24 protein-coding genes and 1 tRNA gene are annotated in these 23,685 nt (G+C 74.0%); 21 read left to right on the top strand and 4 right to left on the bottom strand.

What is annotated here, in order from left to right; translation table 11 throughout:
• The first annotated feature begins 57 nt into the window (after positions 1–57).
• From steA to BLS67_RS06695, 8 genes are read left to right on the top strand one after another with little or no spacing between them, the layout of a single operon-like run.
• Complete coding sequence (gene steA, locus BLS67_RS06730) at positions 58–1,191, top strand: putative cytokinetic ring protein SteA (protein ID WP_242653865.1); 1,134 nt, start codon at positions 58–60, stop codon at positions 1,189–1,191.
• Positions 1,188–2,171 carry a copper transporter gene (locus tag BLS67_RS06725; RefSeq protein WP_091241782.1) on the top strand — a complete coding sequence of 328 codons (984 nt, stop codon included), beginning with the start codon at positions 1,188–1,190 and terminating at the stop codon, positions 2,169–2,171. The genes steA and BLS67_RS06725 overlap by 4 nt, the downstream gene beginning before the upstream one ends.
• Entirely contained in the window at positions 2,171–3,001 is an 831-nt protein-coding gene (locus BLS67_RS06720) for a hypothetical protein (protein ID WP_091241779.1), read from the top strand. The genes BLS67_RS06725 and BLS67_RS06720 overlap by 1 nt, the downstream gene beginning before the upstream one ends.
• Before the next feature lies 1 nt (position 3,002).
• A complete protein-coding gene (murJ, locus tag BLS67_RS06715; protein WP_091241776.1) occupies positions 3,003–4,700 on the top strand; it encodes a murein biosynthesis integral membrane protein MurJ in 1,698 nt (565 codons plus the stop codon).
• Complete coding sequence (locus BLS67_RS06710; protein WP_091241773.1) at positions 4,697–5,800, top strand: glycosyltransferase family 4 protein; 1,104 nt, start codon at positions 4,697–4,699, stop codon at positions 5,798–5,800. Before murJ ends, BLS67_RS06710 begins: the two co-directional genes overlap by 4 nt.
• Positions 5,797–8,172: a hypothetical protein gene (locus BLS67_RS06705; RefSeq protein ID WP_091241769.1), complete on the top strand. Its 2,376-nt coding sequence runs from the start codon at positions 5,797–5,799 to the stop codon at positions 8,170–8,172. Before BLS67_RS06710 ends, BLS67_RS06705 begins: the two co-directional genes overlap by 4 nt.
• Positions 8,156–9,880, top strand: coding sequence for a CTP synthase (locus BLS67_RS06700; protein WP_278247114.1), 1,725 nt, complete (start codon positions 8,156–8,158; stop codon positions 9,878–9,880). Before BLS67_RS06705 ends, BLS67_RS06700 begins: the two co-directional genes overlap by 17 nt.
• Complete coding sequence (locus BLS67_RS06695; protein ID WP_091241765.1) at positions 9,880–10,458, top strand: NUDIX domain-containing protein; 579 nt, start codon at positions 9,880–9,882, stop codon at positions 10,456–10,458. Before BLS67_RS06700 ends, BLS67_RS06695 begins: the two co-directional genes overlap by 1 nt.
• Here the strand turns inward: BLS67_RS06695 and BLS67_RS06690 are convergent.
• A complete protein-coding gene (locus BLS67_RS06690) occupies positions 10,423–11,043 on the bottom strand; it encodes a hypothetical protein (RefSeq protein ID WP_091242030.1) in 621 nt (206 codons plus the stop codon). The genes BLS67_RS06695 and BLS67_RS06690 overlap by 36 nt on opposite strands.
• A gap of 122 nt (positions 11,044–11,165) precedes the next feature.
• On the opposite strand from BLS67_RS06690, the gene xerD reads away from it, so the two are divergent.
• The 13 genes from xerD (at position 11,166) to BLS67_RS06625 (ending at position 20,711) form a co-directional block, all read left to right on the top strand.
• A complete protein-coding gene (gene xerD / locus BLS67_RS06685) occupies positions 11,166–12,110 on the top strand; it encodes a site-specific tyrosine recombinase XerD (RefSeq protein ID WP_091241762.1) in 945 nt (314 codons plus the stop codon).
• 192 nt (positions 12,111–12,302) lie between these two features.
• The gene (locus BLS67_RS06680; RefSeq protein ID WP_091241759.1) at positions 12,303–13,220 is read left to right on the top strand and encodes a ParA family protein; all 918 of its coding nucleotides are present in this window, start codon (positions 12,303–12,305) and stop codon (positions 13,218–13,220) included.
• Positions 13,217–13,705 (top strand): hypothetical protein, encoded by a 489-nt coding sequence (locus BLS67_RS06675; RefSeq protein ID WP_091241757.1) that lies wholly within the window; start codon positions 13,217–13,219, stop codon positions 13,703–13,705. The genes BLS67_RS06680 and BLS67_RS06675 overlap by 4 nt, the downstream gene beginning before the upstream one ends.
• Before the next feature lie 9 nt (positions 13,706–13,714).
• A complete protein-coding gene (locus tag BLS67_RS06670; protein ID WP_091241753.1) occupies positions 13,715–14,557 on the top strand; it encodes a segregation and condensation protein A in 843 nt (280 codons plus the stop codon).
• Positions 14,554–15,423, top strand: coding sequence for an SMC-Scp complex subunit ScpB (gene scpB / locus BLS67_RS06665; protein ID WP_242653863.1), 870 nt, complete (start codon positions 14,554–14,556; stop codon positions 15,421–15,423). Before BLS67_RS06670 ends, scpB begins: the two co-directional genes overlap by 4 nt.
• Positions 15,424–15,432: 9 nt before the next feature.
• On the top strand, positions 15,433–16,293 hold the full coding sequence (locus tag BLS67_RS06660) for a pseudouridine synthase (RefSeq protein WP_278247113.1): 861 nt from the start codon (positions 15,433–15,435) through the stop codon (positions 16,291–16,293).
• A gap of 62 nt (positions 16,294–16,355) precedes the next feature.
• A complete protein-coding gene (aroH, locus tag BLS67_RS06655; protein ID WP_091242016.1) occupies positions 16,356–16,718 on the top strand; it encodes a chorismate mutase in 363 nt (120 codons plus the stop codon).
• Entirely contained in the window at positions 16,715–17,395 is a 681-nt protein-coding gene (gene cmk / locus BLS67_RS06650) for a (d)CMP kinase (protein WP_091241749.1), read from the top strand. The genes aroH and cmk overlap by 4 nt, the downstream gene beginning before the upstream one ends.
• Positions 17,392–18,738 (top strand): ribosome biogenesis GTPase Der, encoded by a 1,347-nt coding sequence (gene der, locus BLS67_RS06645; RefSeq protein ID WP_242653862.1) that lies wholly within the window; start codon positions 17,392–17,394, stop codon positions 18,736–18,738. Before cmk ends, der begins: the two co-directional genes overlap by 4 nt.
• 75 nt (positions 18,739–18,813) lie before the next feature.
• A tRNA-Pro gene (locus BLS67_RS06640) sits at positions 18,814–18,887 on the top strand.
• A 602-nt stretch (positions 18,888–19,489) separates the two neighbouring features.
• Positions 19,490–20,020: a TetR/AcrR family transcriptional regulator gene (locus BLS67_RS06635; protein WP_091241741.1), complete on the top strand. Its 531-nt coding sequence runs from the start codon at positions 19,490–19,492 to the stop codon at positions 20,018–20,020.
• Positions 20,017–20,391: a DMT family transporter gene (locus BLS67_RS06630; protein ID WP_091241737.1), complete on the top strand. Its 375-nt coding sequence runs from the start codon at positions 20,017–20,019 to the stop codon at positions 20,389–20,391. The genes BLS67_RS06635 and BLS67_RS06630 overlap by 4 nt, the downstream gene beginning before the upstream one ends.
• Complete coding sequence (locus BLS67_RS06625) at positions 20,391–20,711, top strand: DMT family transporter (RefSeq protein ID WP_091241733.1); 321 nt, start codon at positions 20,391–20,393, stop codon at positions 20,709–20,711. The genes BLS67_RS06630 and BLS67_RS06625 overlap by 1 nt, the downstream gene beginning before the upstream one ends.
• Positions 20,712–20,815: 104 nt before the next feature.
• Here the strand turns inward: BLS67_RS06625 and BLS67_RS24950 are convergent, their stop codons facing one another.
• From BLS67_RS24950 to BLS67_RS06610, 3 genes are all read right to left on the bottom strand, one after another.
• On the bottom strand, positions 20,816–21,289 hold the full coding sequence (locus BLS67_RS24950) for a DUF6221 family protein (protein ID WP_423221498.1): 474 nt from the start codon (positions 21,287–21,289) through the stop codon (positions 20,816–20,818).
• The gene (locus BLS67_RS23405) at positions 21,282–22,592 is read right to left on the bottom strand and encodes a hypothetical protein (RefSeq protein ID WP_131801686.1); all 1,311 of its coding nucleotides are present in this window, start codon (positions 22,590–22,592) and stop codon (positions 21,282–21,284) included. The genes BLS67_RS24950 and BLS67_RS23405 overlap by 8 nt, the downstream gene beginning before the upstream one ends.
• Positions 22,593–22,906: 314 nt before the next feature.
• Entirely contained in the window at positions 22,907–23,680 is a 774-nt protein-coding gene (locus BLS67_RS06610) for an NADPH-dependent F420 reductase (protein WP_091241722.1), read from the bottom strand.
• Between the last annotated feature and the right edge of the window lie 5 nt (positions 23,681–23,685).

Raw genomic sequence — 23,685 nt, 5'->3', positions numbered from 1 at the left:
GTGACCATGCGTATCGGCTCCCTGCGGCGTGGGCGCGCCACCGAGACCGCCCCCGGCGTGAGCGGGACCGTCCGGCTCGACCGCCGCACGAAGAACCTGACCAAGCGGTTGCGGCCCGGTGACATCGCGGTGATCGACCACGTCGACATCGACCGGGTGAGCGCGGACTCCCTGGTCTCCTGCAAGGTCGGCGGGGTCGTCAACGCCGCCGCCAGCACGTCGGGCCGCTACCCGAACCTGGGCCCGGGCATCCTGGCCGCGGCCGGCATCCCGCTGGTCGACGGCGTCGGGCGCGAGGTCTTCGCCGCCGTCAAGGAGGGCACGACGGTTCGCCTCGAGGGCAACGCGCTGCTGGTCGACGACGTCGCGGTGGCCACCGGCACCGAGCAGACCGAGGCCACCATCGCCGAGGCGATGACCGAGGCCCGCGCCGGGCTGTCCACCCAGCTCGAGGCCTTCGCGGCCAACACGATGGAGTACATGAAGACCGAGCGGGCCCTCCTGCTCGACGGGGTCGGCGTCCCCGACGTCCGCACCGAGATCGACGGTCGGCACGTGCTCATCGTGGTCCGCGGCTACGACTACAAGGAGGACCTCGGCGCGCTGCGGTCCTACGTGCGCGACTACCGCCCGGTGCTGATCGGGGTCGACGGCGGGGCCGACGCGCTCATCGAGGCCGGCTACCAGCCGGACATGATCATCGGCGACATGGACTCCGTCTCGGACGCCGTGCTGCGCTGCGGCGCCGAGGTGGTCGTGCACGCCTACGCCGACGGCCGGGCCCCCGGCCTGCAGCGGGTGCTCGACCTGGGGGTCGAGGCGATCACCTTCCCGGCCGCGGCGACCAGCGAGGACATCGCGATGCTGCTGGCCGACGAGAAGGGCGCCACGCTCATCGTGGCCGTGGGCACGCACGCCACCCTGGTCGAGTTCCTGGACAAGGGGCGCGGCGGCATGGCCTCGACCTTCCTCACCCGGCTGCGGCTGGGCGGCAAGCTGGTGGACGCCAAGGGCGTGTCCCGGCTCTACCGCAGCCGCATCTCGACCCTCGCCCTCGTCCTGCTGGTGCTGGCCGCCTTCGTCTCGATCGGTGCGGCGCTGGCCGTGTCCACCGCCGGCCGCATCTACGTCGACCTGCTCGTCGACCAGTGGGAAAGCCTCGTGTTCTGGTTGGAGAACCTCTTCTCGTGATCGACTTCCGCTACCACCTCGTCTCCCTGATCGCGGTCTTCCTGGCCGTGGCGCTGGGCATCGTGATCGGCACGACCGCGCTCAACGGCGGTCTGCTGGACAACCTGCAGACCCAGGTGAGCGGGCTGCAGGAGGACAAGCGGTCGCTGGAGGACACCAACCAGGGCCTGCAGGCGCAGCTGGACTCCACCGGCGGCTTCGCCGAGGAGGTCGGGCCCGCGCTCGTGGCCGGCACCCTCACCGGGCGCTCGGTGCTGCTGGTCGTGGGCAACGAGGACGTCGACACCGACGCCGTCGACGAGATCACCTCGCTGCTGGGCGACGCGGGGGCCACGGTCAACGGCACCGTCCGGCTCAACCCGGCCTACAGCGACCCCGGGTCCGCGTCGAGCCTGCAGAACTACCTCGCCACCCAGGGCGCCCTGCCGGCCGGGGTCGAGCTGCCCACCGAGACCAGCGACACCGGTGAGCTGGTGGCCAGCCTGCTGGCGCAGGTGCTGATGATCCCGCGGGCCGCCGAGGGCAGCACGTCCGAGGCCCCGGCCACCACCGCCACCGCCCAGGTGCTCGGCGGTCTCTCCACCCTGGGCGTCCTCACCCAGGACAGCGCCAGCGTCGTCGCCGCGGACTACGCGATCTTCCTGACCTCGGGCTCGCTGACCGGGGACGACGCCGCTGAGCGCAACGCGACCCTGGTCCAGCTGGTCACCGCCCTGGACCGGCAGGGCTCGGGCACCGTGGTCTCCGGCGACGCCGGGGCCGCTGCCGACGGCGGGCTGGTCGGCACGATCCGGGCCGACACCGAGGCCTCGACCCTGGTCTCCACGGTGGACAACGCCAACGCCCCCGAGGGCCGGATCAGCACCGTGCTGGCGCTGTCCACCGAGGGCGAGGGCACGTCGGGCAAGTTCGGCACAGGGGACGACGCCCAGCCGGTGCCGCCTATCCCGGCCACCGCCGGGAGCGGGGCCGGCAACTGATGGCCTCCCGGCTCGCGCTGGCCGCGGCGGGCGCGGCGCTGGCCCGGGCCGGGCTGGCCGGTGCGCTGAGCTCCGCCGACCGCCCGGGCGCTGCCCGGTGGCGGCGGGTCAACTACGCCGGGCGTCCGCTCACCCTGCTCGGCGGCCCGGTGCTGGCGGCCGCCGCCACCGCGACCGCCGCGGCCGGGGCACCCACCGGGTGGGGGTCCGCCGCGGCCGTCGTCGGCGCGGTCTCCGGGGTCGTCGGCGGCTACGACGACCTCGCCGGCGCCCGCCCCGACCAGGCCCGGGACAAGGGCCTGGCCGGGCACCTCGCCGCGCTGCGCGAGGGCAGGGTGTCCGCGGGGGCGGTCAAGGTGGCCGGGATCGGTGCGGCCGGGCTGGTCGCCGCCGTCCTGACCCGCCGGGGCCGCGGGGTCGGCGCCCTCGCGGACGGCGTGCTCACCACCGGGCTGGTGGCCGGCACCGCCAACCTGGTGAACCTGCTCGACCTGCGCCCCGGTCGCGCGGCCAAGGCCGGGTCGCTGCTCGCGGCCGGCCTGCTCGCCGGCCCCTCGGGTGGCCTGGTGGCCGGCCCGCTGGGCGCCTCCCTGGCCGTGCTGCCCACCGACCTGGGCGAGCGGGTCATGCTCGGCGACGCCGGCGCCAACGCCCTGGGCGCCGTGCTCGGGTTGCGGTTGGCCGCGGGACGGTCGCGCCCGGCCCGGGTGACGGCCCTGGCGCTCATCACCGGCCTGACCCTCGCCAGCGAGAAGGTCAGCTTCACCCAGGTCATCGAGTCCACCCCGGGCCTGCGCGAGCTCGACCGGCTCGGCCGGCGCGCCACCTGAGGTGACCCGCCAGCAGGCCGTCCGCGGGGTGGCCGGTGCGGCGGCGCTGATCGCCGTGCTCACCGTGCTCGCCCGCGTGGCCGGTTTCGGCCGCAGCGTGGTTTTCACCAACACCGTGGGCGCCGCGTCCACCGGCGACACCTACCTCGCAGCCAACAACGTGCCCAACATCGTCTTCGAGGTGGTGGCCGGCGGGGCGCTGGCCAGCCTGGTCGTGCCGATGCTGGCCGGCGGCATCGCGGCGGGTGACCGCGAGCAGGTCCGCCAGACCGCCTCGGCGCTGCTGGGCTGGGCGCTGCTGGTGCTCACCCCGCTGGCCGTCGCCCTGGCGCTGCTGGCCCGGCCGATCGCCGGTGCGCTGCTGGGCGACGACGCCGCCGACCCGGGCAAGGTCGACCTCGCGGCGCGGTTCCTGGTGGTCTTCGCCCCGCAGGTCGTGCTCTACGGCATCGGCATCGTGCTGACCGGCGTGCTGCAGGCCCACCGCCGCTTCGCCGGGCCCGCCCTGGCCCCGCTGCTGTCCTCGGTCGTCGTCGCCGGGGCCTACCTGACCTTCGCCGGCATCGGGGGCGGCCGGGACGTCGAGGACCTGTCGCGGCCGGCCGAGCTGGTGCTCGGGGTCGGCACGACGCTGGGTGTCGTCGCCCTCGCCGGGTGCCTGCTGCTGCCGCTGCAGGGGCTGCGGCTGGGCCTGCGGCCCCGGCTGCGGTTCCCGGTGGGTGCGGCACCGGCGGTCCGCCGGCTGGCCCTGGCCGGGGTCATCACGCTGGCCGGTCAGCAGCTGGTCGCCGTCGTCGCCATCCGGCTGGCCAACGCCGGTGCCGTCCCGGACGGCACCCAGGTCGTGTACTTCGCCGGGATGACGCTGTTCCTGCTGCCCTGGGCCGCCCTGGCCGTGCCGCTGGCCACCTCGGCCTACCCGGGGCTGAGCGAGCGCGCCGCGGTCGGCGACGACGAGGGGTTCCGGCGCGTGCTGGCCCCGGTCGTGGTCCTGGTCGTCGCGCTGTCGGCGGTCGCGGCCGCCGGGCTGGTCGCGGTCTCCGGGCCGATGGCCCGGGTCTACCTGGCGTCGCCGGAGAACGCCGCGTCGGCGGTCCGGCTGGCCCCGACCATCGTCGCGTTCGTGCCGGGCCTGCTGGGCTACGGCCTGGTGGCGGTGCTCACCCGGGCGCTGTACGCCCGCGGGTCGTGGCGGTCGCCCACCGTGTGCGTGGCCGGGGGCTGGCTGGTCGCCGTGGTGGCCGACCTGGTGCTGTCCGCGGTGCTGCCCGCGGACGACCGGGCGGTCGCCCTGGCCCTGGGGCACACCACCGGCGTGACCGTCGCGGGAGTCGGGTTGCTGGTCGTGGTCGGCCGCACGGTCGGTGCCGCTGCGCTCACGGGCCTCCCGCGCGTGGCCGGCGTCGCCGTCCTCGCCGGCCTGCTGGGCGGTGCCGCGGGCCTGGCGGTCTCGCGGGCGCTGGGCGCGGACCCGGTGCCCACCGGTGGGGTGCTGGCAGCCGTCGGCACTGGCATGGTGGCGGGCGTCGTCGTCCTGGTCGTGGCGGGGGCGGTCATGATGGCACTGGCACGCCGACCGCTGCTGGCCGCCGTGGCCGGGCTGCGGGGCTCGGGCGACGGCACACCGGGCAGCGGGACACCGGGCAGCGGGACATCGGCGGGGTCAGCGGAGCGGTCGACGGCGGGGGAGGCCCGGTGAGCGGGGCAGAGCTGGAGGGACGACGGATCGCGGCGGTGCTGGCCACCAGCACCGGCGGGGTGGGCACGCACGTGCGCTCCCTCCTGCCCGCGCTGGCCCGGGCCGGGGCGCGCACCCGGGTCTGCGGCCCGGCCGCCACCGACTCGCTGTTCGGGTTCTCGTCCGCGGCCGCGTTCCGGCCGGTGCAGATCTCGGCCGTGCCCGGTGATCCCCGGGCCGTGCTGGCCCTGGCCCGGGCCACCGCCGGCGCCGAGCTGGTGCACGCCCACGGGCTGCGGGCCGGCCTGGTCGCCGCCCTCGCCCGGGCGGCCGGGCACGGCGGCGCGCCCCTGGTGCTCACCCTGCACAACGCGCTGCAACCCGGCGCCGGAGCGAAGCAGGCGCTGCTGGGCCGGGTCGAGGCGGCCACCATCCGGGCCGCCGACCTGGTGCTGGCGGCCTCCGGCGACCTGGCCGAGAACGCCTGGGCGGCCGGGGCCCGCGACGTCCGGGTGGCACCGGTGTCGGCGCCCCCGCTGCCGCCGGTCACCCGGTCCCGCGGCGAGGTCCGCGCCGAGCTCGGGGTGCCGCAGGGACGACCGCTGGTGCTCGCGGTCGGGCGGCTGCACCCGCAGAAGGGCTACGACACCCTGCTCGACGCCGCTGCCGGGTGGACCGACGGCCCCTGGGTCGCGGTGGCCGGCGACGGACCGCTGGCGGCCGAGCTGACCGCCCGGATCACGGCCGAGCGCCTCCCCGTGCGGCTGCTGGGCCGCCGCACCGACGTCGCCGACCTGATGGGCGCCGCCGACCTCTGCGTGCTGCCGTCGGTGTGGGAGGCCCGGTCGCTCACCGCCCAGGAGGCCCTGCGGTCGGGCACCCCGCTCGTGGCCACCCGGGTCGGGGGCATCCCGGAGCTGGTCGGCGACGCGGCCGAGCTGGTCCCGCCCGGTGACCCGGCCGCCCTGTCCGCCGCGGTCGGCGCCCTGCTCGGTGACCCCGTCCGCGCCGCGGCGCTGGCCGAGGCGGGCCGCGCCCGGGCCGCGACGTGGCCCGACGAGGCGGGGACCGCCCGGTCGCTGGTCGCCGTCTACCGCGAGCTCCTCGGCCCGGTCCCGTGAGGGGCCTGCGGCGGGCGGCGGTCGTCGTGGTCGCCGTCCTCGCCCTGCTCGGGGGGTTCACCGACCCGGCGTCGGCCGCCGGGCCAGCCGCCGCGCCGACCTCCGCGCCGACCTCCGCCGACCGGGTGGTGGTCGTGGGCATCCCCGGGTTGACCTGGTCCGACGTCGACCCCGAGCGCACCCCCGCGCTGTGGCAGCTGGCCGGTGAGTCGGCGATCGGGTCGTTGTCGGTGCGGGCGGCCCGCTCCACCACCTGTGTGCTGGACGGGTGGGCGACCCTCGGCGCCGGCAACCGGGCCCGCTGGGCCGGCCGGCCCGACCCGCTGCCACCGGTCCCGCTGCCCGAGGACCAGACCGCCGGCCAGCCGGCGACCGACCCGCCGGGGCTGTTCGACAGCGTGCCCGAGGACACCTCGCTGTCCTACTGCGGCCTGCAGGAGCAGGTGGCCGCCGTGGGTCTGGCCGACCCGCAGGCCGCCGTCGCGCTGATCGCGAGCGACGAGGCCACCGCCCGCTTCGGCGCGCAGCCCGCGGCGCTGTCGGACGCCGTCGGGTGCGCGATCACCGCGGGCCGGGCCGCCACGGTGGCCGCCGCCGGGGTCGACACCCAGCTGACCCAGCTCGACGCCCTGCCCAGCGACCCGGTGGCCACCGCCGACCTGCTGGAGGACTGCCCGCTCTCCCTGGTCTCCCTCGACCCGCTGGTCGACGCCGGCGCCCCCGGCGAGGACCAGACCGACACCGGCACGGACCCGCTCTCGCGCCCGGCCGCGCTGGCGGCGGTCGACACCTCCCTGGCGTCCCTCCGCGCGGTGCTGGACACGCTGCCCGGTGAGACCCTGCTGCTGGTCGACGGGATCTCCGAGGTCAACGACGGTCGCCCGCAGCTGCACGTGGCCATGGCCCACGGGGCGGGCTTCGACGGCGGCTGGCTGACGTCGGCCAGCACCGGCCGGGCGCCGTTCGTGCAGCTCATCGATGCCGCACCGACGGCGCTGGCCGCGCTCGGGGTGGACCAGCCGGCCTCGATGAACGGGCAGGCGATGTCGACGACCGCAGGGCGGCCTGCCCTGGCCGACGCGGTCGCCGAGCTCGAGGACGCCAACAGCCGGGCCGTCGTGCACTACCGGAGCACCGGGGACTTCTTCGGCGTCCTGGTGCTCGTGCTGGCCGTCGTGGTCGGGCTGGGGTTGCTCGCGGTCGGCGGCTGGACGGCTCCTCGCCGGACACCGGAACGGCTGCGCCGGGCGGCGGCCCGGCTGACGGCCCGGCTGCGGCCGCCGACCCGGGCCCGCGACCGGCTGCGCCGGCTGGTCCGCCCGCTGTGCCTGCTCGCGGCCTCGCTGCCGGTGGCGACCTACCTGGCCTCCCTCGCGCCGTGGGAGGACAGCGGGGCGCCCCGCACCGCCCTGGCCGGCTCGGTGCTGGCCGCGACCGCGCTCGTCGCGCTGGTGGCCGTGGCCGGGCCCTGGCGCCGGCACCGCGCCGGCCCCGCGCTCGTGGTGCTGGCCGTCACCGCCGCGGTGCCCGTGGCCGACGTGCTGACCGGCTCGCACCTGGAGCTGGACGGGCTGCTCGGCTACGACGCGATCGTCGCCGGACGGTTCACCGGGTTCGGCAACCTGACGTTCGGGCTCATGCCGGTGGCGGCCCTCCTGCTGACCGCCGCGGCCGCCGGCTGGCTGGCCCGGCGCGCCCCCGAGGGGCGGCGCCGGCGACGGGCGCTGGTCACCGTGCTCGTGATGATGCTGCCGGTGGTCGCGGTCATCGGGGCCCCGGGGTTGGGCCGGGATTTCGGCGGCGTGCTGGGCGCGGTCCCCGGGTTCCTGCTGCTGGCCATGCTGCTGGGCGGCATCCGGGTCACCGTCCTGCGGCTGGTCGCCGTCCTCGCCGCCGCGGTGGTCGCCGTCGGCTCGGTGGCGGTGCTGGACTGGACCCGCCCGCCCGCCGAGCGCAGCCACCTGGGCCGGTTCGTCGCCCAGATCCTGGACGGCGAGGCCCTCACCGTCGTCGGGCGCAAGGCCTCGGCGAACCTGGGCATCCTGCTGGGCAGCACGTTGGCCTACACGCTGCTGGTCGCCGCGGTGGCCGCGGTGTGGCTCCTCCGCCCCGGCGGTCCGCTCCGCCCCGGGCCGGACGGGCGGGTGGGCGAGCTGCCGGCCGACGAGGTCCGCGTGCTGCGGGCCGGGCTGCTGTCGGTGGCGCTGGGCCTGGTCGTCTCGGCGGCCGTGAACGACTCCGGGGTGGCCATCCCGGCCACCTCGGCCACGCTGCTGGTGCCCCTGCTGGTGTGGCTGGTCGCGGCGCCGGTCGACCGCGGGGAGGCCCCCGGCGACCGTGTTAGCGTGAGCGCCCGTGGGTCGACTGACTGAACCTCGGAATCTGCTCCCCAACTCAGCCCCGACGAAGTTCGTCTTCGTGACCGGTGGCGTCGTCTCCTCGCTGGGCAAGGGGTTGACCGCGAGTTCGCTGGGAGCCCTGCTGTCGGCCCGCGGTCTGCGGGTGACGATGCAGAAGCTGGACCCCTACCTGAACGTGGACCCGGGGACCATGAACCCCTTCCAGCACGGCGAGGTCTTCGTCACCGAGGACGGCGCCGAGACCGACCTGGACATCGGGCACTACGAGCGGTTCCTGGACACCGACCTCACCGGCCGGGCCAACGTGACCACCGGCCAGGTGTACTCCGACGTGATCGCGAAGGAGCGCCGCGGGGAGTACCTGGGCGACACCGTGCAGGTCATCCCGCACATCACCAACGAGATCAAGGCCCGCATGCTGGCCGGCGCGCAGTCCGCCGGCCGGGACGGCGACCCGGTCGACGTCGTGATCACCGAGATCGGCGGCACCGTCGGCGACATCGAGTCGCTGCCCTTCCTCGAGGCCGCCCGCCAGGTGCGGCACGAGATCGGCCGGGACAACTGCTTCTTCCTGCACATCTCGCTGGTGCCCTACATCGCGCCCTCGGGCGAGCTGAAGACCAAGCCCACCCAGCACTCGGTGGCCTCGCTGCGCAGCATCGGCATCCAGCCCGACGCGCTGGTCTGCCGCTCGGACCGCGAGATCCCCGACGGCATGAAGCGCAAGATCAGCCTGATGTGCGACGTCGAGGCCGAGGGCGTCATCTCCTGCGCCGACGCGCCGTCGATCTACGACATCCCCAAGGTGCTGCACACCGAGGGCCTGGACGCCTACGTCGTCCGCCGGCTCGGGCTGCCCTTCCGGGACGTCGACTGGACCGTGTGGGGCGACCTGCTCGAGCGGGTGCACAACCCCAAGCACACCGTCACCGTGGGCCTGGTCGGCAAGTACATCGACCTGCCCGACGCCTACCTGTCGGTGACCGAGGCGCTGCGGGCCGGCGGGTTCGCCCACCGCACCCGGGTGCAGATCCGCTGGGTGCCCTCCGACGACTGCCAGACCCCCGAGGGCGCCGCGGCCGCGCTGGCCGGCGTCGACGCCGTGTGCGTGCCCGGCGGGTTCGGCGTGCGCGGCATCGAGGGCAAGCTCGGCGCGCTGCGGCACACCCGCACGCAGGGCATCCCGACCCTGGGCCTGTGCCTGGGTCTGCAGTGCATGGTCATCGAGACCGCGCGCAACCTGGCCGGCGTCGAGGGGGCCAACTCGGCCGAGTTCGACCCCGGGACCCCCGACGCGGTCATCTCCACGATGGCCGACCAGGTCGACATCGTCGGCGGCAAGGGCGACCTCGGCGGCACCATGCGGCTGGGCAGCTACCCGGCCGCGCTGACCAAGGGCTCGGTCGCCGCGGCGGCCTACGGCTCCACCGAGGTCACCGAGCGGCACCGGCACCGCTACGAGGTGGCCAACGCCTACCGCGACCGGCTCACCGCGGCCGGCCTCGTCATCTCCGGCACCTCGCCCGACGGCACGCTGGTCGAGTTCGTCGAGCTGCCGGCCGACGTCCACCCGTTCTACGTCGGCACCCAGGCGCACCCCGAGCTCAAGAGCCGGCCCACCCGGCCGCACCCGCTGTTCGCCGCGTTCGTGAAGGCCGCGGTCGACCGGCAGGAGTCCGGCCGCATCCCGGTGCCCGCCGACCTCGAGATGGGCATCTGATGTACGAGGTCCTGGCCAGCGAGGAGATCTACACCGGCCGGGTGATCTCGCTGCGCCGCGACACCGTCGCCATGCCCGAGGGCGGGTCGTCGGTGCGCGAGGTCGTCGCCCACCCGGGTGCGGTCGGCGTCCTCGCGCTGGACGACGACGGCGCGGTCGTGATGCTCAAGCAGTACCGGCACGCCATCGGCGAGCACCTGTGGGAGCTGCCGGCCGGCCTGCGCGACGCCGCCGGCGAACCCCCGCTCGAGACGGCGAAGCGCGAGCTGGCCGAGGAGGTCGGGTTGGCCGCGGCGCGGTGGCAGCTGCTCACCACCTCGCTGTCCACCCCGGGCTTCTGCGACGAGCTGGTCGGCCTCTACCTCGCCGAGGGCCTGTCGCCGGTCGACCGGCCCGAGGGCTTCGTGGTCGAGCACGAGGAGCTGGACATGACCGTCGAGCGGGTGCCGCTCGACCGGGCGCTGCAGATGGTCTTCGACGGCACGGTGCGCAACGCGCTGGCCGTCATCGGCATCCTGGCTGCCGCGGCGCACCGCTCGGCGTCACCGCAGCTGCGCGCCGTCGACACCGGCTTCTGATCCCGGTCGGAGGCCCAGCCGGCGCAGCTCCAGGTCGGCCAGGGCCCGGACGGCGCTCGCGTCCCCGGCGCGCCACGCGGCGCCGGTGCCGGTCGGCAGACCGGCCAGCGCCGGGAGCGGGGCGGTGGCCACCGCCCGGGCGGCGAGCAGCTCGACGTCCAGACCGCCGGCGGCGGTCGCCTCGCGGGCCCAGCCCAGCCGCCAGGTGGCCCAGCGGACCAGCGCCCACCCGACGGGGATGACCACCAGCGCGACGGCGAGGACCCAGGCCAGGGTGTGCACGGCGTCCTGCAGGCCCTGCCCGGCGCCGGCCACGCCGTCGCCGGACTCGCCCAGGGACCGGAACGGCGAGGACAGGTCGTCCCCGACCAGCGGGACGTCGCCGGCCACCCCGGCGGCGTCGCCCATCGTGTCGCCGATCGACCGGCCCAGGGACTCCAGCTGCACCCCGGGCTCGGCCAGCACGAGGACGGCGGCGTGCACGGCGCGGGCGACCAGCACCCAGAGCAGCGCCCAGCCCAGCAGCAGCAGGTCGGCGGTGAGCTGCCGGGTGCGGAGGACCGGCCGGTCGGCGTAGAGGCGCATGGGTGCGATCGTGCGGGTGCCGAGCCGGTCCCACCCGGTGATCACGGACCCCCGGACACCGGGTCCCGGCGTGTCCGGCGCACAGGTCCGTGATCACCGGGGGGAGGGCGGGGGAGAGTGGGGTGGTGGTGGCGACGGCGGTGGCGGTGGCGAGGGTGATCACCGGCTACCTGGACCACCTGACCGTCGAGCGCGGCCTGGCCACCAACACGATCAGCTCCTACCGGCGGGACCTGCGCCGCTACGCCGGGTTCCTCGAGGCGGGCGGGGTCCGCGGGTTCGGCGAGGTGGGGGAGTCCGACGTCGCCGCCTTCCTCGTCGCGCTGCGCAGCGGAGACGACGAGCACCCGCCCCTGTCGGCGTCCTCGGCGGCGCGCGCGGTGGTCGCCGTGCGCGGGCTGCACCGGTTCGCGCTGCTGGACGGCCTGGTCGGCGACGACGTCGCGGCCGAGGTGCGTCCGCCGACCCCCGCCCGGCGGTTGCCCAAGGCGATCACCGTCGACCAGGTCGAGGCCCTGCTGGACGCCGCCGGGGCGGGGGACGGCCCGCGCCCGCTGCGCGACCGGGCGCTGCTGGAGGTGCTGTACGGCACGGGCGCCCGCATCTCCGAGGCCGTGGGGCTGGCCGTGGACGACCTCGACGCGGGGTCGGGCGTGGTGCGGCTGGCCGGCAAGGGCGGCAAGCACCGGGTCGTGCCGGTGGGCAGCTACGCCGTCCGGGCCGTGCAGGACTACCTGGTGCGGGCCCGGCCGGCCCTGGTGACCGGCCGCGCCGTCCGCGGGGCGCTGTTCCTGAACTCCCGGGGCGGGCCGCTGTCCCGGCAGTCGGCCTGGGCGATCCTGCGGACGGCGGCCGAGCGCGCCGGCCTGGCCGACCTCGCCGACCTGTCGCCGCACACCCTGCGGCACTCGTTCGCCACGCACCTGCTCGACGGCGGGGCCGACGTGCGGGTGGTGCAGGAGCTGCTCGGCCACGCCTCGGTGACCACCACCCAGGTCTACACGCTGGTCACGGTGGACCGGCTGCGCGAGGTCTACGCGACCAGCCACCCCCGCGCCCTGCGCTGACACGGCGCCGCGCCCTGCGCTGACCACCTCGTAGGTGCCCCTGGGATCGGTGGGGCAGGACGGGGTCACACCCCGGGCGACAACTGCCGATGGATGGGTCGTAGGGCGACAAGTCGACACGGCGCCGGGGAAGCGCCGGGTCGCAGGACCGCTCCAGGACCGGACGTTCGACCGAGGGAAGAGGCACCGAGGATGGCGACACCCGTCGTGACGAGGACCGCGACCGCGCGACCGCGCGCGGAGGCGGCGGACGTGGAGATGGGCGCCCCCGCCGGCCGCACCGACCCGGCCAAGGCCCGGCAGCGCCCGCTGCCCACGCCCAAGCCGCTGGACCGGCACGGCCCCGCCCGCATCGTGGCCATGTGCAACCAGAAGGGCGGGGTCGGCAAGACGACGTCCACCATCAACCTGGGCGCCGCATTGGTCGAACACGGCCGCCGGGTGCTGCTGGTGGACCTGGACCCCCAGGGCGCGCTGTCGGTCGGGCTGGGCATCCAGTCCCAACAGCTCGAGCGCACCGTCTACAACGCCCTGATGGAGCGGCACACCACGCTGCGCGACGTCATCGTGCGCAACGTCGGGCACGTGCGCGGGCTGGACCTGGCGCCGTCGAACATCGACCTGTCCGCCGCCGAGGTGCAGCTGGTCAGCGAGGTCGCCCGCGAGCAGTCGCTGCTGCGCGTGCTGGCCGAGGTGCGCCAGGAGTACGACTACGTGCTCATCGACTGCCAGCCCTCGCTCGGCCTGCTGACCGTCAACGCGCTGACCGCCGCGCAGGGCGTGATCATCCCGCTGGAGTGCGAGTTCTTCTCCCTCCGCGGCGTGGCCCTGCTGGTGGACACCATCGACAAGGTCAAGGAGCGCCTCAACCCCTCCCTGGAGGTCGACGGCATCCTCGCCACGATGTACGACTCACGGACCGTGCACGCCCGCGAGGTCTTCAGCCGGGTGGTGGAGGCGTTCGGGGACACCGTGTTCCAGACCGTCATCACCCGCACCGTGCGCTTCCCCGAGACCACCGTCGCCGGGCAGCCGATCACCACCTGGGCCTCGACCTCCACCGGCGCGCAGGCCTACCGCGATCTCGCCAAGGAGGTTCTGGCCCTGTGACACGACGCCCCGTCCTCCCCGGCGCGAGCGAGCTGTTCTTCCGGCGCACCGACGCCGCCGCCGACACCGACACCGGCAACGCCGCCCCGGTCTCGCAGCTGCCCTCGCTGGCCGCCGCGGCGGCCAGCCCGTCGCTGCGCGGCAACGCGCACCGGCGGCCCGCCGAGCCGGTGCTGCCGGCCGAGGACTCCGCCGCCCCCGCCCCGCTGCAGCTGATCCAGGGCTCCGCCCGCGACGAGCTGGCCACCCTGCGCACCCTGCCCAGCTCCCGCACCCGCACCCGGGTGAAGCACGAGGAGAAGATCACCGTCTACTGCTCGGCCGAGGAGCTGCTGGCGCTGGAGACGGCGCGGCTGAACCTGCGCGGCGACCACGGCGTGGTGGCCGACCGGGGGCGCATCGTCCGCGAGGCGATCGCCGTCCTGCTGGCCGACCTCGACGCCCACGGCGAGAACTCCGTGCTGGTCAGGAACTTGTCGAAGTAATCTCGTGCAGTGACCAGCCTTGCGGAACCGCCCGTCGCCGATGCCGGTGACGGGCGGTTCCGCGTCCGGCTGACGAACTTCGAGGGCCCGTTCGACCTGCTGCTCCAGCTGATCGGCAAGCACCAGCTCGACGTCACCGAGATCGCGCTCTCGCAGGTGACCGACGACTTCATCGCGCACCTGCACGCCCTCGGCGACGAGCTCGACCTCGACCAGGCCTCGGAGTTCCTGCTCGTGGCGGCCACCCTGCTCGACCTCAAGGCGGCCCGGCTGCTGCCGGCGGCCGAGGTCGACGACGAGGACGACCTCGCCGTCCTCGAGGCCCGTGACCTGCTGTTCGCCCGGCTGCTGCAGTACCGGGCCTACCAGCAGGTGGTGGGCTTCCTGCGCGAGCGGGAGTCCGAGGCGGCCCGCCGCTTCCCCCGGGACGTCGCCCTCGAGCCGCGGTTCGCGCAGCTGCTGCCCGAGGTGCTGCTGGGCGTCACCCCCGAGCAGTTCGCCGACCTGGCCCGGCAGGCGCTCACGCCCAAGCCCCCGCCGACGGTCGACGTCACCCACCTGCACACCTCGACCGTCGACGTCGGCCAGCAGCTGCTGCTGGTGCGCCGTCGGGTCGCCGAGCGCGGCCGCACCACCTTCGCCTCGCTCACCGCCGACTGCGGGCACACCCTCGAGGTGGTCGCCCGCTTCCTGGTGCTGCTGGAGCTGTACCGGCAGCAGCTGGTCGACGTCGCGCAGGAGACCCCGCTGGGCGAGCTGGTCGTGTCGTGGACCGGGCCGCAGCTGGTCGGTGGCCGGCTGCCCGGTGAGGACGACGACGCGGTGGCCGCGGCGGCCGAGGAGTACGCGTGAGCGAGGGCCCCATCTCGTGGGAGCAGCTGGCCGCCGAGCTCGCCGCCGCCGAGGAGGCCGCGGCTGCCGAGGAGGCGCGGGGGTGGGACGACGCGGCCGCCGCGCTGGCCCGCTCCCTCACCCCGGCGTCCACCCCTGCGCCACCACCCGCACCCGGACCACCGCCGGTGCCCGACGAGCCCGCGGAGCTGCCGGAGACCGCGGTTCCCGGCAATGCGACTGCGCCGGACGTGCCGTTGCGGCCGCTGGACGAGGTGCCCGTCGAGGAGGCCGACCCGGCCGCCGGCGACGAGCCCGCCGACGAGCCCGAGGTCGCCGACCCGTGGGAGCTGCGCGGCGGGCTCGAGGCGCTGCTGTTCGTCGTCGACACCCCGGTGGACGACGTCACGCTGGCCGAGACCCTGCGCTGCACCGTCGGCCAGGTGCGCGCCGCGCTTGCCGAGCTGGGCGCCGAGTACGACGCCCGGCGGGCCGGGGTGGTGCTGCGCCGGGTGGGCGAGGGGTGGCGGCTCTACACCCGCGAGGAGCACGCCGCGGTCGTCGAGCGGCACCTGCTGGACGGCCAGCGCAGCCGGTTGACCCAGGCCGCGCTCGAGACGCTGGCCGTCATCGCCTACCGCCAGCCGGTCACCCGGTCCCGGGTCTCGGCCATCCGCGGGGTCGGCGTGGACGCCGTGGTGCGTACCCTGGCATCCCGGGGACTGGTGTACGAGTGCGGCACCGACCCCGACAGCGGTGGGGGGCTGTACGCCACCACCCCGCTCTTCCTGGAACGGCTGGGCCTGACCGGGCTCGCCGAGCTCCCCGAGCTCGGCCCGCTGCTGCCCGAGACCCGCACCGTGATCGCCGAACGCCCCGATTCCTAGAAGGACCTGATGACCGACAGCACCACCCCCGAGAACCCCGCCGACGACACCGGTCTGCAGGGCGACGAGCACGGCGTCTGGTCCGAGGACATGGAGCTGGCCCCCGCGCACCCAGGCGAGCGCGAGAGCACCCCGGTGGCCGAGGGCGAGGGCGAGCGGCTGCAGAAGGTGCTCGCCCGCGCCGGCGTCGGCTCCCGCCGGGTCTCCGAGGACATGATCGCCGAGGGCCGGGTCTCGGTCGACGGCAAGGTCGTGCTCGTGCAGGGCATGCGGGTCGACCCCGCGACCGCGCAGATCGCCGTCGACGGCGTCCGCATCGAGATCCGCAACGACCGGGTCACCTACGCCCTCAACAAGCCCTTCGGCGTGCTGACCGCGATGAGCGACGACCGCGGCCGGCCCTGCGTCGGCGACATGGTCGGCGACCTGGCCAAGGGCCTGGTGCACGTCGGCCGGCTGGACCAGGACACCGAGGGCCTGCTGATCCTCACCACGGACGGCGAGCTGGCGCACCGGCTGGCGCACCCCTCCTACGAGGTGTCCAAGACCTACCTCGCCCAGGTCTCCGGCACGGTCGCCCGCGACCTGGACCGCCGCCTGCGGGCCGGCATCGACCTCGAGGACGGCCCGGTCAAGGTCGACCACTTCGAGCTGGTCGACCAGCACGCCGGGCAGTCCGTCGTCCAGGTCGTGCTGCACGAGGGCCGCAAGCACATCGTCCGCCGGCTGCTGGCCGAGGTGGGGCTGCCGGTCTCGCGGTTGACCCGCACCAAGGTCGGCACGCTGGAGCTGGCCCGCATGCGCACCGGCGTCATCCGCAAGCTCACCCGGGCCGAGGTCGGCCAGCTGCAGGAGCTCGTCGGCCTCTGACGGGGCGCCCGACACCACCGATCGAGGTCCCGGGAGGGACCGCACACGACAGGAGAGTGCACGTGGCCGTCCGAGCCATCCGGGGCGCGACGCAGGTCGACGCCGACGAGCGCGAGCAGGTGCTGGCGGCGACCCGCGAGCTGGTCGCCGAGGTCCTCGACCGCAACGGGCTGACCGGTGAGGACCTGATCAGCATCCTGTTCACCGCCACGCCGGACCTGGTCAGCGAGTTCCCCGCGCTGGCCGCCCGCGAGCTGGGGCTGGGCGACGTCCCGCTGATGTGCGCGACCGAGATCGCCGTCCCGCACGCCCTGCCGCGGGTGCTGCGGCTGATGGCGCACGTGGCCACCGACCGCCCCCGCGCCGAGATCGCGCACGTGTACCTGCGCGGCGCCGTCGCCCTCCGCAAGGACATCGCCCAGTGACCGCCTTCTCCGGAGCCGTCACGCTCGACGGCCCGTCGGGCACCGGGAAGTCCAGCGTGGCCCGGGCGGTCGCGCTCGAGCTGGGTGCTGCCTACCTGGACACCGGCGCGATGTACCGGGCGGCCACCGTCGCCGTCCTCGACGCCGGGGTCGACCTGGACGACGCCGACGGCATCACCCGCGCGGTCACCGAGGCCGTCATCGGCATCGGCACCGACGCGGCCACCGAGCAGGTCACGGTGGACGACGTCGACGTCACCGACCGGATCCGCGGCAGCGAGGTCACCCGTGCGGTCTCGCCGGTGTCCGCGGTGCCCGCCGTCCGTCGGCTGCTGGTCGACGCCCAGCGGTCCCTCGTGGGCGACGCCGTCGCGGTGGTGGTCGAGGGCCGGGACATCGGCACCGTCGTCCTGCCCGACGCCACGCTCAAGGTCTACCTGACCGCCGAGCCCGAGGCGCGCGCCGAGCGGCGGGCCGCCCAGCTCGGCGTGACCGACCCGGCGAAGATCGCCGCGATCGCCGCCGACCTGCGCCGCCGCGACACCTACGACAGCACCCGCACCGACTCCCCGCTGCGCCCGGCGACCGACGCGGTCACCGTGGACAGCACCCACTGGGAACGGCACCAGACGATCGCCGCGATCGTCGGGCTGGCCCGAGAGAGAGCGAACACGTGAGCACCACACCCACCGGCCCGCTGCCCGTCGTGGCCGTCGTCGGACGCCCCAACGTCGGCAAGTCCACGCTGGTCAACCGGTTCATCGGCCGCCGCGCCGCCGTCGTCCAGGACATCCCCGGGGTGACCCGCGACCGGATCTCCTACGAGGCGCTGTGGAACGGCAAGACCTTCACCGTCGTCGACACCGGCGGCTGGGAGCCCAAGGCGTCGGGCATGGCCGCGGCGATCGCCCGGCAGGCCGAGTACGCGATGAGGACCGCCGACGTCATCGTGCTCGTCGTCGACGCCCAGGTCGGGGTGACCGAGACCGACCTGGCGGCGGCGAAGGTGCTGCGCCGGTCGAAGACCCCGGTCATCGTCGTGGCCAACAAGGTCGACGACGAGCGCGCCGAGGCCGGTGCCGCCGAGCTGTGGTCGCTGGGCCTGGGGGAGCCGTTCCCGGTGAGCGCGCTGCACGGCCGCTCGGCCGGTGACCTGCTGGACCTGGTGCTGGACTCGATGCCCGAGGCGCCGCGGGAGTCCCTGGAGCTGGGTGGTCCGCGCCGGGTGGCTCTGGTGGGGCGGCCCAACGTGGGCAAGTCCAGCCTGATCAACCGGCTGTCGAAGGCCGAGCGCTCGGTCGTCGACTCCGTCGCCGGCACCACGGTCGACCCGGTCGACTCGATCGTGCGGCTGGACGGCGAGGACTGGAAGTTCGTCGACACCGCGGGGTTGCGCCGCCGCGTCGGGACGGCGAGCGGCACCGAGTACTACGCCAGCCTGCGCACCGAGGCCGCCATCGAGGCCGCCGAGGTGGCCATCGTGCTGCTGGCCGCCGACGAGGTGATCAGCGAGCAGGACCAGCGGGTGATCACCCAGGTGATCGAGGCCGGCCGCGCCGTGGTGATCGCGATCAACAAGTGGGACACCCTCGACGAGGACCGGCACGCCCAGCTGGAGAAGGAGATCGAGCGCGACCTGGCCCGCATCCAGTGGGCGCACCGGGTCAACATCTCCGCGCTCAAGGGCCGCGGCGTGAACAAGCTCGCCGACCACCTGCGCGGCGCGCTCGCGTCGTGGGAGTTCCGGGTGCCGACCGCGGAGCTGAACAACTACGTGCGCGCCCTGGTGCAGGAGACCCCGCCGCCGCCCCGCAGCGGCCGGGCCCCCAAGATCAAGTACGTGACCCAGGCCGACGTCCGCCCGCCGCGGTTCGTGGTGTTCTCCACCGGCTTCCTCGAGGCCGGCTACCGGCGGTTCCTGGAGCGCAAGCTGCGGGAGAAGTGGGGCTTCGAGGGCACCCCGATCGAGGTCTCGGTGAAGGTCCGGGAGTCCAAGGCGAAGGACTTCCACAAGGGCTGACCCACCCCTCGGAGGCCGATCGGCGTCGGGTAACCTTCTCGACGCAGCTCACCGGCGCCCCTGGCGTCGCGAGCTCGGGCTGTAGCGCAGCTTGGTAGCGCACTTGACTGGGGGTCAAGGGGTCGCAGGTTCAAATCCTGTCAGCCCGACAGAGAAACCGCAGGTCAGAGGCGGGTCGTCCATCTGGACGGCCCGCTTTTCTGTATCTCCTGACCGTGTGACAAGGGGTCATCGGCCGCCGTCGGGAGGCGCGTGATTGCGAATGCCCAGGTCAGGGCTGAATTCGTCGGATCGACCAGGTGCCCGACCGAGTGGCGCGCACGTCGACCTCACCTGTAGTCGCTGTCGAATGTTGCTTCTGCAGGGCCTCATCTGACGCGAAAGTGCAGGTCAGCGCCATGGTCTGCGGTGGCGCGGATCGAGCGCGCAATCAAGCGCGTAGCAACGGGTGTAGCAACCAGATCGACGGCCGCCGAATGTGCACGAGGGAACAGCCGCCCGCCGGCAGCATCCGCCCCGCCTGCCCCCAGGCGGATGCAGCCGGACCGTGAAGATGGGGGCGGCGCCATCGGGGGTCGTCTGACCCGGTGTGCCGACTGACGCGGTTGCTGCCTTGGCTGAGATCAGTCGGCGGCTGCCGGTGGTGCTGTTGCGCGCGTCCGAGCGGGCGGTCGTGACCTCATAGGAGCATGTGCGAGAGGCACCCATCTTGCCTTGCGCGACCTACCTTTCGGAAGGTAGCTTAGTCGGCATGGCGAACAGAGCAGACGTCCTCGCTGCCGCCCAGGAGCTGTTGGCCACCGATCAGGTCGTCAGCCTGGACTCGGTGGCCCGTGCGGTCGGGCTGACCAAGCCCGGCCTCATGCACTACTTCGCGACCAAGCAGGACCTGATGCTCGCCCTGGTCGACGCCTCGGTCGACGCACTGGAGACGCAGCTCGTCGCAGAGGTCGGGGACCCGGCCGAGGCCAGCGCGGTTCAGCGGATGCGGGCCTATGCCGTGGTCAGCCTGCGGGGCGGCTTCGGTGGGGCGGACCTGGCGATGCTTGCCGACGCACGTCTGCGCGGACCCCTGACCGAGCGCTGGGTTCAGCGCATGCACCCCTGGGTCGACCTGCACGACATCACCGACCCCGCCGTCCGCGGCCGCCTGACCGCCGTCCGGATGCTCGCCGACGGCGCCTGGCTCGGCGACGCCGGGGACTACCTGACCCTCACCCCCGATGAGCGCCCGCACGTGCTGGCCGCCGTCACCGAACTCGTGGAAGGACTCGAGCCATGACCAAGTGGATCGTCCTGGGCGCAGCCATCGTCGCCGAGGTCACCGCGTCCCTGTCGCTGAAGGCAGCCCAGGACACCCCGGCGTTCTACGCCCTGGTCGCAGCCGGATACCTCGCCGCCTTCGCGTTGATCATCAAGGTCCTCAAGCTCGGCATGCCCCTGGGCGTCGCCTATGGCATCTGGGGAGCCTCCGGCGTCGCCGCCACCGCCATCCTGTCCTCCCTGCTCTTCGACGAGCCCCTCACCGGCGTCATGTTCGCCGGCATCGGGCTGATCATCGTCGGCGTCCTCGCCGTCGAGATCGGCTCCCAGAAGGCCACAGAGGCGCGAGCCACCACCGAGTCCTCTACCACCATGCGAGGAGCACTCTGATGGGCTACGTCTTCCTGGCCGCCGCCATCGTCAGCGAGGTCGCCGCCACCCTGTCCCTGCGCAAAGCCGCCCACGGCTCCCGGCGCTGGTACATCCCGGTCGTCATCGGCTACCTCGTCGCCTTCACGATGCTCGCCCTCGTCCTGGCCGAGGGCATCGGACTCGGCGTCGCCTACGGCATCTGGGCCGCCGCCGGAGTCGCCATGACCGCCGTGGCCACCAAGTTCCTCTTCGGTGAACCCTTCACCAAGCTCATGGCCGCCGGCATCGCCGCCATCGTCGCCGGCGTCCTACTCATCGAACTCGGCGCCGCCCACTGACCTAGCGGGATCCGGTCACCCCGAAAGACCTCCGACCCGACCGAGAACCCCCGTATACGGTCCTGCGACATTCGGCCCAGAACGCGGACCAGAACCAGCCACCGTCAAACCCATTCGCTTCGGTAGTCCGGGTGGACGTCGAAGAGTCGAGCCATGTCGCGCAGGGTTGAGCATCGCGCTGGGCGTTGCTCTGTCATCGGTGCGTTGGTGTGTCCGCAGCCGGTGCAGTGGTCAGTAGCTGGTTGGCGGTGTTGGTCGATGAGTTGTTGCAGAAGGGAGCAGGTCAGCAGCGCCCGTCGTGGGTCCCACCGGGCGATGTGGCGCGCCCATGGTCGGTGGGCCGGTTGTTTCCACGGGCCGGACGCCACGCAGGTGGCTGTGCCGTCGAGGAAAACAGCCTCGCCAGCGCTGGACCAGTACCAACCTGGGATGCGGTCACCGTCGGGGGTGCGGGTGGCGGCTTCGGCTGCTGTGCGTTCCTCGTCGAGGCGGTCGAGGAGGAACGCGACGAGTTCGGCGTCTGGCGAGGTGGCCTCGTGGTGTTGTCGGCTGTGTCCCGGAACCCGCGCCTCAGACATCGACATGGCCGGCGCCGATGGGGAAGGGGTGGGGGAGCTGGCGGGTTTCGATCTGCTCCCGTAGGTGGGAGATGGCGTGGTCTGGGGGGCTGGGTCGTCCCAGTTCGTCGTAGAGCGGAACGATCCGGCGCAGCCGGGTGTCGGGGTGGGTATCGAGGTCGAAGGTCAGGTGGATCTCGGTGTCGGGCCAGGTGCCGACCACCTCGGCCCGTCCGTTGCGGACCCCGGTGGCCAGGGGTCGCTCGTGGTTGGTCATGGGTGCGGACATGAAGGCATGCCAGTAGCGGGCGTAGTCCTCGGCGTCGAGCGGGGCGGGTCCCAGGGGCCAGGATTGAGCGGTGGTGTCCAGGCTGTCGGCGGGCATCACAGTCGTCACCTCACCGGTGCTGGGGTTGACCCGCACGAGCGCGGTGGCAGCGGGTCGGGTGTAGGTGTTGCGCAGACGCGGTTGCTCGATCGCCACCCACAGGTGTCCAGCGGTGCCGAGGACAGCGACTGGCTCGCCGGGGCCCAGGTCGACATGCCTGCCGCCGAGGTCGGTGGCGGCATCGGGGGCAGTGGGCCAGGCCTGGGCGCGTCGGGTCGGACCGGGTGGGCCACCGTCGTGAGCGATGCGCCAGTGCAGACCGCCGGCGGGTTCGGTGCGCGGGCGAGGGTGCTCGGGGTGGGTCGACCACAGCCGGCCGCCGTTGCGTTGCGACAGCGTCACCGGGGGTTCTTCACTGTTGATCAGGTCGTGCCGCTCCAGTTGGTCGGGAACCGGATGATCGGCTGCGACGCGGACCCATTGCAGGGCCGGGCGGTAGATCCAGGAGTCCGGTCCCAGTGAGGTGCGGGCGCCAGTGCGTTCTTCGATGAGCAGGTGAAGGTCACCGCCGGTCGAGCGAGCATCGTGCACGGCACCGGTGTCGACGGAGATGGTCCTGGATGGGTCTGGACCAGTGCTGATCAAGCGCACGGTGGTGCGGTTGCCGCGGTAGCGCGGTGGTGCGTCGTGGCGGGCGGCGAGGTCTGGGCGGGGCGTGGCCGGCAGGCACCACAGGCCGTGCGCGCTGCGGGCGGTCAACCTTCGGCCGGCGCTGTAGGCGGCCCCGGTCAGGCCCATGCCCGCCACCGCCGCTACCGGACCTGAGCGTTGTTGAACCCACACCCCGGCATCGCTGATGTTGATCCGCCACTGCCCGTCGGGATCGAACGGGTCAGGATCGGCGGCCGGTGGCAGCTGGGCCCACGACACCTGGTCGATCACGGCACCTGAGCCGGGATCCACCAGTGCAGCTGTGGGCTGCAGGTAATCGACCACCCAAAGCCGGCCACGGTGGAGGCCGAGGTATCCCGGGCGGAGAGTGCGTCGCGGCTCAGCCACGCGACGGGGAGGACTCCATCTGCAGATCAGTCATGACCCCACCGTGTCATGGCTGTGCCGGGTTTGTCAGCCTCAGTTCAGACCGGCCGTGCTCAGCGGTTCACACACCCCGGTATTCGGTCCTACGGAATCCGGCTCACAACCTGGTCCGAAACTGGAATGCCTTCTGCACGATTCCTGGGAGTCGTCGCCGACGCGGCCCGTGGCGACGTGACGCTCGCGCGCGACGCGAGGTCGCGCGCGAGCGAACGTCAGGTGGTTTCCGGGAAGTAGCCCCCTGCCGGGCCGCGGGTGGTTGAGGAGACCAGTTCGGTCAGCTCGGACGTGGACATCGGGATCACCGGGGCGGCGAGCAGCCAGCCGACGAGCTCGTCCAGGCTGAGCTTCTCGGTAGGCCAGGCCGGCATGTAGGGGTCGCAGTAGGCGGGGGTGCCCGGTTCGGTTCGCCAACTGTCGGCCAATCCTCCGATGTCGACGGCGTCGTAGCCCAGGACGTCGAGCAGCGCGGTCACCTGCTGTTTGGCGTCGGCGTCCTCCCCGGCGATGGGCAGGGCGCTGCGGTCATCGGCGCCGGCGGCGCGGGCACCGTTGCCGAGGCTGGCGAAGGTGATGTTGTTGAACGCCTTGATCACTCGGGTCTCGGGGAGGTGGGCCTGGACGAGTTCGCTGGCCGTCATCTGCTGCTCGTCGAGTGAGGCGATCTGCCCGTCGCGCTGGGGGTAGTAGTTGGTGGTGTCGACGAGGGTCTTGCCGGCGAGTTCGTCGACGGGCAGCGAGCTGTGCGCGATGAGCGGGATCGCGGCGATGACGACGTCGGCCTGCCGGGCGACCTCGGCGGCCGTGGCGGCGCGGGCTTGCGGTCCGAGCTCCGCGACCAGGTCGGTCAGGGTCTCCGGGCCGCGGGAGTTCGCGATGACGACATCGAGGCCGGCGCGGACAGCGAGGCGGGCGAGCGTGCTGCCGATCGCCCCGGCGCCGATGATGCCGAGCGGGGTGGTCGTGGGGGTGGTCGAGGGTGCGGTCATGGCGG

This window comes from Klenkia soli (assembly GCF_900103975.1).
Lineage (GTDB): Bacteria > Actinomycetota > Actinomycetes > Mycobacteriales > Geodermatophilaceae > Klenkia > Klenkia soli.
This window is presented reverse-complemented; position numbering and strand designations above follow the sequence as displayed.